The sequence below is a fragment of the Kribbia dieselivorans NBRC 106261 genome (assembly GCF_001552435.1).
GTDB classification, from domain to species: domain Bacteria; phylum Actinomycetota; class Actinomycetes; order Actinomycetales; family Dermatophilaceae; genus Kribbia; species Kribbia dieselivorans.
Genome location: NZ_BCRE01000166.1, coordinates 1 through 12,015, shown reverse-complemented (window position 1 = coordinate 12,015; position 12,015 = coordinate 1). Strand labels below are relative to the sequence as shown.

14 protein-coding genes are annotated in these 12,015 nt (G+C 68.2%); 7 read left to right on the top strand and 7 right to left on the bottom strand.

Annotated features, from left to right (window positions below):
- Positions 1–193: 193 nt before the first annotated feature.
- Positions 194–886 (bottom strand): DUF4386 domain-containing protein, encoded by a 693-nt coding sequence (locus KD1_RS13080; RefSeq protein ID WP_068402597.1) that lies wholly within the window; start codon positions 884–886, stop codon positions 194–196.
- Positions 887–960: 74 nt separating this feature from the next.
- Here KD1_RS13080 and KD1_RS13075 point away from each other — a divergent pair, with 74 nt between their 5' ends.
- Both KD1_RS13075 and KD1_RS13070 read left to right on the top strand, forming a co-directional pair.
- A complete protein-coding gene (locus tag KD1_RS13075; RefSeq protein WP_068402595.1) occupies positions 961–1,707 on the top strand; it encodes a TetR/AcrR family transcriptional regulator in 747 nt (248 codons plus the stop codon).
- Between the two features lie 56 nt (positions 1,708–1,763).
- Positions 1,764–2,978, top strand: a complete 1,215-nt coding sequence (locus tag KD1_RS13070) for an ATP-binding protein (protein ID WP_068402593.1) — start codon at positions 1,764–1,766, stop codon at positions 2,976–2,978.
- 273 nt (positions 2,979–3,251) lie between these two features.
- Here KD1_RS13070 and KD1_RS17535 read toward each other — a convergent pair whose 3' ends face one another.
- A complete protein-coding gene (locus KD1_RS17535; protein WP_281177621.1) occupies positions 3,252–4,469 on the bottom strand; it encodes an ATP-binding protein in 1,218 nt (405 codons plus the stop codon).
- Positions 4,470–4,687: 218 nt separating this feature from the next.
- A complete protein-coding gene (locus KD1_RS13060; protein WP_068402589.1) occupies positions 4,688–5,779 on the bottom strand; it encodes an alpha/beta fold hydrolase in 1,092 nt (363 codons plus the stop codon).
- 50 nt (positions 5,780–5,829) lie between these two features.
- On the opposite strand from KD1_RS13060, the gene KD1_RS13055 reads away from it, so the two are divergent.
- A complete protein-coding gene (locus KD1_RS13055; RefSeq protein WP_068402588.1) occupies positions 5,830–6,696 on the top strand; it encodes a CorA family divalent cation transporter in 867 nt (288 codons plus the stop codon).
- Positions 6,697–6,818: 122 nt separating this feature from the next.
- Here KD1_RS13055 and KD1_RS13050 read toward each other — a convergent pair whose 3' ends face one another.
- A complete protein-coding gene (locus tag KD1_RS13050; RefSeq protein WP_157073344.1) occupies positions 6,819–7,229 on the bottom strand; it encodes a styrene oxide isomerase in 411 nt (136 codons plus the stop codon).
- Between the two features lie 251 nt (positions 7,230–7,480).
- On the opposite strand from KD1_RS13050, the gene KD1_RS13045 reads away from it, so the two are divergent.
- Complete coding sequence (locus KD1_RS13045) at positions 7,481–7,738, top strand: DUF2798 domain-containing protein (protein WP_068402584.1); 258 nt, start codon at positions 7,481–7,483, stop codon at positions 7,736–7,738.
- A 16-nt stretch (positions 7,739–7,754) separates the two neighbouring features.
- On the opposite strand, the gene KD1_RS13040 is transcribed toward KD1_RS13045, so the two are convergent.
- Complete coding sequence (locus KD1_RS13040) at positions 7,755–8,450, bottom strand: M50 family metallopeptidase (RefSeq protein WP_068402582.1); 696 nt, start codon at positions 8,448–8,450, stop codon at positions 7,755–7,757.
- A gap of 47 nt (positions 8,451–8,497) precedes the next feature.
- On the bottom strand, positions 8,498–9,271 hold the full coding sequence (locus tag KD1_RS13035) for a TetR/AcrR family transcriptional regulator (protein ID WP_068402580.1): 774 nt from the start codon (positions 9,269–9,271) through the stop codon (positions 8,498–8,500).
- A 90-nt stretch (positions 9,272–9,361) separates the two neighbouring features.
- Here KD1_RS13035 and KD1_RS13030 point away from each other — a divergent pair, with 90 nt between their 5' ends.
- The 3 genes from KD1_RS13030 to KD1_RS13020 all read left to right on the top strand — a co-directional run bounded on the left by KD1_RS13030 (position 9,362) and on the right by KD1_RS13020 (position 10,892).
- The gene (locus KD1_RS13030; protein WP_068402578.1) at positions 9,362–9,763 is read left to right on the top strand and encodes a VOC family protein; all 402 of its coding nucleotides are present in this window, start codon (positions 9,362–9,364) and stop codon (positions 9,761–9,763) included.
- A gap of 117 nt (positions 9,764–9,880) precedes the next feature.
- Positions 9,881–10,090, top strand: coding sequence for a dodecin (locus tag KD1_RS13025; RefSeq protein WP_068402576.1), 210 nt, complete (start codon positions 9,881–9,883; stop codon positions 10,088–10,090).
- Positions 10,091–10,136: 46 nt separating this feature from the next.
- Positions 10,137–10,892, top strand: coding sequence for a 3-hydroxybutyrate dehydrogenase (locus KD1_RS13020; RefSeq protein ID WP_068402574.1), 756 nt, complete (start codon positions 10,137–10,139; stop codon positions 10,890–10,892).
- A gap of 110 nt (positions 10,893–11,002) precedes the next feature.
- On the opposite strand, the gene KD1_RS13015 is transcribed toward KD1_RS13020, so the two are convergent.
- Positions 11,003–11,800, bottom strand: coding sequence for an enoyl-CoA hydratase (locus KD1_RS13015; protein WP_068402572.1), 798 nt, complete (start codon positions 11,798–11,800; stop codon positions 11,003–11,005).
- Between the last annotated feature and the right edge of the window lie 215 nt (positions 11,801–12,015).

The window sequence follows — 12,015 nt, the reverse complement described above, 5'->3', positions numbered from 1 at the left end:
CCGCCGCAGGCCCCGCCTGCTCAGCCGGGTCAGCCGGGTCAGGGGTACCCACCGCCGGCCCAGCCCGGCCAGCAGCCGGGTCAGGGCTACCCGCCGCCGCCGGCCCCGCCGCAGCAGTAGGTCGTCACGGCAACCCCCTCGTCACCGCGGTTCCGACCCCGATCGGGGCGTATCCCCACCGCTAGCCACTGGGCTAGACGGCCGGATACGCCCCGATCGGCGTATCCGCGGGCGGTGCCTCGGCTGGGCGGGGCGCCAGATGCACTCCCTTGATGAGCAGCCAGATTCCCAGCCCGATCTCCCAGGCGGCGATGGGCAACGCGGCCGCGCCGGCCAGGAGTGACACCTGGGGCATTGCGCCCATGAGCGTCGCCAACGCCGAGATCAACAGCAGCGGAGCGCCGATGAGTCCGATGATCGGCAGCACCCGAGGCACGGCCCGCAACCGGAGCAGCGCCGGCGCCAGCAGTAGGGCGTTGACCGCCGGAACCAGGCCCGGGCCGATGAGGAACGCCCAGTCGTGGATCGCGACCAACGTGGGAGCGGCGGCACTGCCGACCGGCACCTCGATCAGACTCAACATCGCGATGACACCGGTCATGACCAGACCGGCTTCGAGCGTGCGCGCGGCGACGAAGCCGATGGCCGGTGCCTGGCCGGCCCGCGCCACGATCGGGTAGAGGGCGACGGCCGTCCCGATGCACGCCAGGGCGAGCACGACCTCCAGGAGGGCCGCCCAACGCAGGTCGGTGATCGCGCCCGCCGTCGCCAGGCTGGTGGGGTCGCCGAGCACCGGGTCCTTGAGCGCCAGGGCTGGGATCGACGTGATGACGGTGACGAGATAGAGCCCACCGGCGAGGCGGGCGTGGGTCTGAGGTCGGTCCATCGGGTGTCCCATCGTCAGGGCGGAGCGGCGCGGTGTACGCCGTACACTTCGACCGTAGGTGTACGGTGTACACCATGTCAACCCCGACGGAGCGCACCCCGCTGAGCCGCGACCGCGCACGGACGGAGGCGGTTGCGCTCGCCGACGCCGAGGGGATCGACGCCGTGAGCATGCGCAACCTCGCGGCCCGCCTCGGCGTCGTGCCCATGGCGCTGTACAAGCACGTCGCCAACAAGGACGACCTGCTCTCCGGCATGGTCGACACACTCATTGAGCAGTACGACGATCCGGCCCCGCACGACGATCCGGCCCCGCACGACGATCTGGCCCCGCACGCTGCGGGTGCCGACGGCGCTCCGGATCAGGACACCGTGGACTGGCGCACCGGGGTGCGGCGCCGCATTCTGTCGGCCCGCCGGGTTCTGCTCGAGCACCCGTGGGCGCGACCGGTCATCGAGACCCGCACCTCGCGTACTCCGGCCGTGTTGGCCTACCAGAACGCGTTGGCCGGCCAGTTCATCGCCGGCGGATTCTCGCCGGACCTGACCCACCACGCCATGCACGCGTTGGGGCACCGGATCTGGGGTTTCAGCCCGGAGGCGTTCGAGGAACCCGGGGTGTCCCAGGTGCCCCAGGGCGAGGAGGCCCGTGCCGCGATGGTCGCGCACTTCACCGCGACCTACCCCCACATCCTCGCCATCGCCGAGGCCTCCGGCGGGGCGTGCGACGCGGACTTCGAGTTCGCGTTCACCCTCGACCTGCTACTCGACGCGTTCGAGCGGTTGCGCGTGGCCGGCTGGGAGTCCCCGCGCGACACGTGATCGCGTCGTATGCGGATGTATCGGGTTTCGGCTAGAGGCCTCGATACCGTGTCATCGTGGATCCGATCGCGAACCCGTACGCGCCCGGCGCCGGGCAGCGTCCACCCGAGCTGTCCGGCCGGGACGAGCAGTTGCGCATGTTCGACGTCGTGCTCGAACGCGTCTCCCGTGGGCGACCGGAGCGCAGTCTGGTGTTGACCGGATTGCGTGGCGTCGGCAAGACGGTGCTGCTCAACACCCTGCGCAGCCAGGCCGTGCGCGCCCGGTGGGGCACTGGCAAGTTCGAGGCGCGTCCCGACCAGACGCTGCGCCGGCCGTTGGCGAGTGCGCTCCACACGGCGATCCGTGAGTTGGGGCACCCGCAGTCCGACGACGTCAATCACGTGCTCGGCGTGGTCAAGGCGTTCGCGCAGCGCGATACGGCCGCCGGGTCCAAGATGCGTGACCGGTGGAACCCGGGGATCGACGCTCCGGCCGCGGTCGGGCGCGCCGACTCCGGTGACATCGAGATCGATCTCGTCGAGCTGCTCTCCGACGTGGGTGGGTTGGCCGCCGACCTCGGGACGGGCGTGGGGATCTTCATCGACGAGATGCAGGACCTGCTGCCCGAGGATGTCTCGGCGATCTGCGCGGCGTGCCACGAGATCAGCCAGTCGGGGCTGCCGGTCATCGTCGTCGGCGCCGGGCTGCCGCATCTGCCCGCGGTGTTGAGTGCGAGCAAGTCGTATTCGGAGCGGCTGTTCCGCTATCAGCGCATCGATCGGCTCACGCGTGAGGCGGCCGATGCGGCGCTGACGATCCCGGCCGGCGATGAGGGAGCGGAGTTCACCGCCGAGGCGCTGGAGGCGATGTACACCGCGACGGGCGGGTACCCGTACTTCATCCAGGCGTACGGCAAGGTCGTGTGGGATCTGGCACCGCAGACGCCGATCTCGGAGGCGGACGTCAAGGTCGCTGCGCCGGAGGCGGATTCGGAGTTGGCGGTCGGGTTCTTCGGCAGTCGATACGAGCGGGCCACGCCGGGGGAGCGGGAGTATCTGCGGGCGATGTCGGACGTGGCCGTGGCGATCGCCGAGTCGGAGGACGAGGCGCTCGACGACATCGAGTCGGTGCCGACGTCGGATGTCGCCAAGGTGCTGGGGCGCAAGCCGCAGTCGTTGTCCCCGGCGCGGGATGCGTTGCTGAAGAAGGGCCTGATCTACTCGGGGGAACGCGGTCGGATCGCGTTCACCGTGCCGCATTTCGGGCGCTATTTGCGCGACTACCAGTAGCGCCAGATGGCCCATCTGGCCAGATGTGGGACAATGTGATCATCTTCGCCCGAGGCCTGATACTCGCCACCGTCAACCACTACATTCAGCGCCGTGGATGCTCCCCGATTCTGAATGATGAGGTCCCAGAACCCCACGCCTTGGAACGAAGACTCCGGCGATGGTTGCCCATGCAACGACCACCTCCGCATTCTGGCTTGAGATCCAATACGACATGAGGATGACAATAGGGCCAGCCTCGGACAGTCCTCGGTCGCTGCCTCACCGCGCCAGTCAGTGCGTGCGCTCACTGTTGATCGGCGTCCAAAGACGGTCGATAGGCATGACGTGGAGCCGATCGTCGTAGGTGTAGGAGCGCTTCCCTGTCGTGAGACAGATACCGCCGGCGAACCGAGCACCCAGAGCGTCGCGGAGTAGAGTCAGGCCGCGAAAGTCCGAGCCGGAGGCCCGTTCGTTGGCTTTGACCTCGAAGGCGAGGATCGAGCCATCGTCGTACTCGATGACCAGGTCGACCTCCGTGCCGTCGCTGGTGCGCCAATGACCCAGGGCGACAGGCTCGTCGAGCCAAGAGACCTGCTTACGGATCTCCCCGACAACGAATGTCTCAAGGAGGTGCCCGAAGTCGGCCAACGCGGTCGGGTCGAAGGCAGCCAACTTGTCTGGGGTGAGCCGGAGCAGCCGGGCAGCCAGTCCGGAGTCGACGATGTGGACCTTGGGCTTGGCGCTGACCCTTGAGCGCAGCCTGGTGCCCCACGCCGGCAGTCGCACCACGAGGAACAGGTCCTCCATGAGTCGGAGGTGGCTCTCGACCGTGGCCCGGTTGACCCCGATCTTCTCCGCTGCTCCGGAGACGTTGAGCAATTGCCCGGTTTGCGCGGCGATCAGTCCCAATAAATCGGTCATCGCCTGCCGTTCCCTGATCCGGCTGAGTTCCAAGGCGTCCCGTTCGACCGAAGCTCGAACGAAATCGTCGAACCACCGTGCACGGGCTGGCCCTGAGCGTCGCACGGCCAGTGGCAGGCCGCCTGCGCAGACACGGTCCACGTAGTCTGCGCGCGTGGTCGTGGACGATGGCACCTCACTGACCACGCCTTCAGGATCCAGACGCAGTGACTCGATCAGGTTCTCCCGGACACCAGCGATCTCACCCTGGGACAGTGGCCAGATGGTGAGAGCGTGCAGCCTCCCAGTGAGCGACTGAGCCGTCGCGGGTAGGGCATCCTGCCGAGTCGAACCAGTGATCACGGCGGTGCCAGGTAGGCTGCCCTCCCGGTTCAGCCGAGCCTTGATCGCGTCCAAGATCTCGGGGACCCGCTGATACTCATCAACGCACAGTGGCGTCGGGCCGCCCACGGTCGCTGCCAAGTTCCCCGCGACTGCTTCGCGCACCTCAACGTCATCGAGGTCGACGACTGATCCACCCGTATCGGCGGCGAACCCGCGCAGCACGGTCGACTTACCCACCGAACGAGGCCCGTGGAGGGCGATCACAGGCTCCACTGTGGTCAGATCCGCGAGTAGTTCACTGACCCTGCGCGGCACGAGCGAGTCGAGAGTCACGCTCTCAACCTAGCAGATGGCCCGCATGAACTATACAAACGTGAGGCCCTGAACTAAGCAAACGTGAGCGCTTGAACCAAGCAAACGTGAGGTCCTGAACTATACAAACGTGAGCGGTCGTCGTCGGCGTCGGTGGGCAGACCGGCGCATCAGCCGAGGTGCGTGACCAGCTCCTTGAGCACCTCGTCCTGACGCTCGAGGTGCGGCGAATGGCCCGTGCCGTCGAAGACCACCTCGCGGTACGCGCCTCCGGCTGTGGAGTAGCGGTCAAGCACCGCGCGGGTCTGCGCGATCATCGGCTGCGGCGGGATGACGTCGGCGCCGGGGTACCCGGGGATGAGGCCGGCCTGCCCCAGGACCGCCAGGTCGAGGCCCGCGGCGTCGGCGACGATGAGGTCGTTCGCGCCACGGATCCACAGCACGGGCGGGAGCTCAGCGGCGTCGGGTAGGTCGTCCCAGCGGCAGTAGGTCGGGGCCATCGAGTTCAGGACGCCGCGGGTCCCCGGCGCGAAGCCCGGCCAGTTCGGCGAGGCCGTCGAGTCGCCGGGGTAGAAGTCCGCGCCGGTGCGGGTCGTGAGCATCGACGCGACCCAGAGGTCCTCGTCGGGCCACGGGGTCTCGCGCGGCGCGACGTACAGACCCCGGAGCGTCGCTCGCGGCGAGACCGCCTCCGGTTGGCCATCGGTGAGCACCCCGTCGGGGTCCTTGGCCGCGAGCAGTTCGATGAGGCGCGGGTTGCCGCCACCGCCCCCGGTGCCGGCGGCGTCGGCGAAGACGAGTTCGCCGTCCAGGCCTTTGGTGCACCCGTAGCCGAAGGGCGAGATGGGTGCCTGCAGCGTGAGTGAAGAAACGCGACCCGGAGCGTCGATCGCGAGGCGGGCGATCACGCCTCCGCCCATCGACCACCCCATGGCGTCGGCGCGGTCGATCCCCAGCGCGTCGAGCAGCGCAACGAGGTCATCGACGTGGTCACCCAGCCCGCGCGTGGCGTCGATGGGCTCAGCCTGGGTCTCGCCGTACCCGCGCAGATCGGGCGCGATCGGGCGGATGTCGTCGGGCAGCGCCAGCATGAGCCGCTGGTAGAACAGCGAGGACGAGATGTTGCCGTGGACGAGCAGCAGCGGGCGACCGGTGGTCTGCCCGGCGCGGGTCAGCACCCGCATGCGGAGTCGGTGGGTGTCGATGTCGGAGGCCTGAATACCCTCGAGCAGGTGGTCAGCGGTGACCGCAGGAAGATCCATGCGGCGCAGCCTAATGGCCGGAGCGCGGTGCGTCCGGTGGATCATGAAGCATGATCACCGTTGACGACCTTCCGTCCCTGCGTGCCCACGATGGTGGGCCGGTGTGCGTGCTGGCGGAGTCGGCCGACGGCGACCTGGCCGCCGAGGCTGCTCGTGAGCTGGGGCTTGAGGTGATCGATCGCGGCCGGCCCACGCGTCACCCGCGGATCGCCGTGACCGGCCAGCACCTCGATGCGGTCCTGTTCACGTGGGCTCAGGACCGACGGCTGACCCCGATTCGCCTCGTCGCCGGATCGGCCGGCCTGCTGGTCGTCGCCGAGCGGTCGGTCCTGGAGTGGCTCGGACGGCAGGTGCGTGACGATGAGGGGGATGTCTCGTCGGCATTCGTCGCGGCGCTCCTGTGTGTCGCCCACCACGGCGAGGACACCCTGGCTGAACTCGTCGACGCGACCCAGGACCTTGAGGGGCGGGCCGGGGGTTATACCTCGGCCCCGGAACGGCGGGAGATGTCGCGGTTGCGCATTCACCTCTTCGAGGTGTCCGAGTTGGCCACCGCCCAGCGGCGCCTGCTGTCCTCCGACGAGGAGTTGGCCGAGCACCTGGGCCCGCAGTACCGCCGAATGCTGCGCCGGGCCGAGGGCGCGTTCGAGCAGAATCGATCGATGGCGGCGGGGCTGTACGCCATGCTCGGCGACCTGATGAACCAGCAGGCGACCGTGGTCTCGGAGCGGCTCACCCTGGTCGCCACGGTGTTCATGCCGCTGACCTTGGCCACCGGCTTCTTCGGGATGAACTTCGGCTGGATGACCGAGCGGATCGGCGCGCTGCCCACGTTCATCACGCTGGGTGTGATGCTGCCGGTCGTGCTGTCGGTGCTCACCCTGGCGCTCGTGCGGCGACTGACGCTTTCGGTCTGATCCCGTCTCCCCACGCTTCTCCGTTCGTCTCGCCCAAGATGGGAGCCAACGTACCGGTCGTGACCAAGGACGCAACGGCGCCGGAGGACTCGATCATGACGATCAGTTCAGCGCGACAGAGTTCAGCGCAAGAGCCCGACGAGGATGATCGTGACCGCCACGATGTCGGTGATTCCCACTCCGATGAGCATCGTCGACACGATGCGTTCGTGCCCGGGCGAGCCCACGCGGCCGCCGGAGGCGATGGGCGTGCGCTGCCCGGTGCCCCAGATGCCCGCGAGCAGGGTGGCGCCCCAGTTGGCCCACGTGCCGTAGAGCAGGGTCCAGAAGGTGATCTGACGCCAGAGGTCTCCGAGGTCGAGACGGGTCCAGATCAACCCGACGAGCATGAGGAACATCCCGTTCATCGTGCCCTCGAGGTGGCTGGTCAACCCCAACCTCGAGAGTGCCAATTTGGGGATCACCACACCGGTGATCAGACCCGCGAGAAAGAGCGCCACACCAAGCGCGATCAGCGCTTCATCAAGGCTCATTTCGCCAGTGTGGCACCGGGATCGCGCCGCTGTTTGGGTTTCGGTGACGCGCGACGATCCGGGCCCAGCACGGCGATCCGATATGATGACCGGGCCTGAAAGATTGTGGCTGGTGTGGTTATTCCAGCCCTCGCTCGTTCGAGATGCAGTCGCACGTTCCGTGCGAACCCGAGGCGCCCTATCCCTCAACACTGGGGACGGCGGCGCCGCGTGAGTCTCGCTGTGCCGTCCGCCCGGACAAGGAACGAACGATGGACAAGAAGAGCATCCTCCTCACTCAGGTCATCATGACCCTCATCATGGCGGCGACGATGTCGGGCGTCATGGGTCTGATCTTCACCGGCCCGTCGATGGCGTGGCTGGCCGCGTGGCCCCGGCAGTTCGCCATCGCGTGGCCCATTGCCTTCTGCGTGACGATGCTGGCTTGGCCGGCCTCGATGGCGTTGGCCGGGGCCATCCTGCGGTCTCGCCCGGCGATGGAGGTCGCCGAGATCGCCGAAGAGGTGTGATCGGTGCGGGCTGGCGTCAGAGGTGGCTCAGCACCTGCGGCGCCAGCACGGCCATCCCGGCCACGAGGCAGGTGAGCGTGACGAGGAAGAACGTCAGGCTCCACATCGTGGCCGGCAGGCCCGTGAGTCGACTCAGTTGGGCCGCGTCGGAGGTGCGTGACGGGCGGCGCAGGAGCTCGATGGCCGGGCGCGGCGCGGCGAGCAACAGCAGCCACGTCAGCAGGTACGCCACCCAGGACTGGGCCAACGGCTCGAGGTACCACGTGGCCGCGCCGATGAGGCCGCCGACGACGATCATGACGAGCAGACCGTAGAGATTGCGGATGTACAGCAGCATGACGACGAGGGCGGCAGCGAAGGCCCAGAGCAGCGCAACCGCGTGCCCGGAGGCGAGCACGAGCGCCGCAGCCAGGCCGAGCACACCCGGAGCGACGTACCCGGCGGCGAGGGTGGCGACCATACCGGGTCCGGTGGGACGGCCGCGTGAGACGGTCAGGCCAGAGGTGTCCGAATGCAGGCGGATCCCCGTCAGCGAGCGGCCGGTGGCCGACGCGACGACGGCGTGGCCGGCCTCGTGCACGATCGTGACGAGCATCCGCACCGCCGGCCACGCAAAGACGACGAGCAGCAGTGCGCCCAGACCGAGCAGCACGACGACCGACGGATCCGGGACGGGCTGGCGAGTCGATACGCGCGTCCAGAGATCGTCCACGGAGGCGAGCGTAGGGGGCCGGTCTGAGGGTCAGGTGTGAACACGGATCACCGTTCGGCCGGGTCGATGAGCGCCGCGAGCCCGTCGAGGGTGCGGGCCAGTCCGAACTCCCAGGCGTGTTCGGCGCTCCACGCACTGTTCTGCGCATCACCGGCGGCAGCGCCGATCCGCACCGCTCGCGGGTAGTGCGTCGGGTCGAGTGCTTCGGCGAGGAGTGGCTGGTTGGCCGACCACCAATCGGCGTCGCTCATCGCCGAATCGGTCGTGACCCGGGCCGCGTCGTGGCGTGAGCGGCAGACGGATTGCACGAACATGAGCAGATACGACAGTGCGGCGTCGATCTCGACGTCGGTGAGTCCGGTGTCGTCGAACGCGGCCAGTTCGTGCTCGTACTTCGCCATGACGCCCGGGCCCAGTGGCGGGCGGTTCAGCGCCGCGACCTCGGTCAGCCACGGGTGAGCGGCGAGCAGGTCCCGGTTGGACTGCGCCACCGAGGTGAGGCGCGCGCGCCACGGCTCGTCGTGCCAGGCCGGCCGGGGCATGCGCAGGTAGCAGGTGTCGACCATGAGGTCGAGCAGTTCGGGTTTGCCGGGCACGTACGTGTAGAGCGACATGGCCGAGACACCCACCCGTTCGGCGACCGCGCGCATCGTCACGGCCGTCAAACCGCGGTCGTCGGCCATGTCGAGGGCAGCCTCGACGATCTGCGTGACGGTGACGGACCTGGCCGGGCCCTTGCGGGGCGCCGCCGTGTCGCCGCTGCCCCACAACAACGACAAGGTGCGACTCGGCGCTCCGGTGCCCGTGCTCTTCTCCGTCACGGGGAACAATTCTGCCACGGTCACGTTGTACGACGTACGCTGTACAACGTATGGCGTAGATCGACACCCCCCATCACCAAGGAGAAGCCCATGCGGATCACCAGCAGCGCCGTGTCGCTCAACGTTCCCGACGTCGAGGCCTCGGCCGCCTGGGTGCAGCGACACCTCGGGTTCACCGAGGGCATGGCCGCGGACGGATTCAGCTCGCTCGCCCACCCCGAGGCCGGGTTCAACCTGATCTTCCTGCGCATCGGGCTGGAGAGTTTCCGGCCGACGTCGGCCGCTGGGCGGGTCGACGGGCTCCTCGTCGTGTTCACCGTGGACGACATCGACGCCGACTACGCCCGGTTGCGCGGCGACGGAGTCGAGATCGTCACCCCGATCGAGACCGAACCGTGGGGCGAGCGGTACTTCCAGATGGCCGACCCCAACGGCGTCATCTACCAGTTCGTCCAGTGGGTCGAACCGACGGACCCGCAGTACGCACCGTGAGGAGCGCGGTTGTGCCCGTGATCCTGCGCGATACCGGGCCGTACGCCGCTCCGCCTCGCTAGGTTGGTGCAGCAGCGGCATCGCTGGGTGCCGTCACCGCCGAGCAAGGAGGCAGGCATGAGCAACCACGTCTACAACGTGTCCGAGATCGTCGGGACCTCGCCGGACAGCATCGAGGCCGCCGTGTCCAACGCGGTCGCAGAGGCCGGCAAGACGCTGCGCAACCTGGACTGGTTCGAGGTCACGCAGGTCCGCGGGCACATTCAGGATGGGCGGATCGCGGACTGGCAGGTCGGGATCAAGCTCGGATTCCGACACGAGGGCTGACCGGCTGTCCGACAAGAGTGACATCGACACCGACGAAGGGACGAACATGAGTGGAGCGGCCGTTGAGGGCCGGGTGGCCATGGTCACCGGAGCCGCGAGTGGCATCGGGCGGGCGTGTGCCGCGCGACTGGCCGCGGACGGAGCCAAGGTCATCGCCGTGGACTGGTCGGCCGACGGGCTGGCTGCGCTCGCGGCCGACGTGCCTGGCCTCGACACGCGCGCGGTCGACCTGACCGACGTCGACGCGATTGCGGCGCTGCCGACGGACGTCGACATCCTCGTGAACAATGCCGGAGTGCAGCACGTGTCGCCGGTCGAGGAGTTCCCGATCGAGCAGTTCGAGCGGATCCACCGGTTGATGCTGCTGGCTCCGTTCGTGTTGATCCGGCAGTCGCTGCCGCACATGTACGAGCAGGGCTGGGGACGGATCGTCAACGTCTCCAGCGTGCACGGGCTGCGGGCCAGTGCGTTCAAGTCGGCCTATGTCAGTGCCAAGCACGGGCTTGAGGGTCTGTCGAAGACCGTGGCACTCGAGGGTGCGGACAAGGGTGTGACGAGCAACTGCGTCAACCCGGCCTACGTGCGAACTCCGTTGGTGGAGAAGCAGATCGCCGATCAGGCGCGGGTGCATGGGCTGAGCGAGGACGAGGTCGTCGAAAAGGTCATGCTCACCCCCGTGGCGGTCAAGCGGCTCATCGAGCCGGCTGAGGTCGGCGACTTGGTGGCGTTCCTGTGCGGACCGTCGTCGGCGTCGATCACCGGCAGCTCGTTCACCATGGACGGTGGCTGGACGGCGCACTGACCCAGTGGTGACGACGGATCGGGGTGCGGCGGGCGCGATGCCGGCCGCACCCCGATCCGTGTATTGCGTCTGGTGGTGTCGCAGAGGTCTTTTTGCGTTGGCGCGTGACGTCAGCGGTCGGACCAGGTGGGCTGACGCTTGTCGAGGAACGCGCAGATCCCCTCCTGCGCGTCCGCGGCCATGGCGTTCATCGTCATGACGTTCTTCGCGTAGTCATATGCGGAGTGTCGATCGAGCTCGACCTGGGCGTAGAACGCCTCCTTGCCGATGCCGGTGACCACGGAGCTGGCCTGCGCGATCTGCTCGGCGAGTTCGCGGGCGCGGGCGGCGAGCTGGTCGGCCGGGACGACCTCGTTGACCAGCCCCCAGTCGGCGGCGGTGCGGGCGTCGATCGGCACTCCGGTCAGGAGCAGTTGCATGGCCCGCTTCTGGCCGATGACGCGGCTGATGGCGACCATCGGAGTCGAACAGAAGAGGCCGATCTTGACGCCGGGGGTGCCGAAGCGCGAGCCCTCCTCCGCGACGACGAGGTCGCACGTGGCGGCCAGTTGACACCCGGCGGCGGTGGCGATGCCCTGCACCTGGGCAATGACCGGCTGCGGGATGGCCTGGATCGTCTCCATGAGCACGGTGCACCGGTCGAAGATCTCGCGGTACTCCTCGACGCTGCGGCCGGTCATCTCGGAGAGGTCGTGGCCGGCGCTGAAGGCGGGACCGCTGCTGGCGAGGACGATGACGGCGACATCCTTGCGCTCGCCGAGCCCGCGGAACACCTCGGTCAGCTCGATCATCAGCGCGAGCGAGAGGGGGTTGCGCTTCTCCGGGCGATTGAGGGTGACGGTCGCGATGCGTGCGTCGGTGTCGATCTCGGTCAGCACGAACTGCTGGTCAACGTCGGTGGCAGTCACGGAGGGTCCCTTCGTCGGCGGTGACTAATCGGTGTGGGCTCACCATACGCAGGGGCCACCGACATCGATCGGGGCGAGCCGCTCGATGCCGTCGAGCGGTTGTTTGAGGCCGGAGAGCGGTCAGGTCCCGTCCTGGTGATCGCGAGTGGGCGTGTTTGTTCGCTCTTGGCATAAAACTATGGACTTTGTCGGTGGGTGCTCGTACAGTTGTTCGT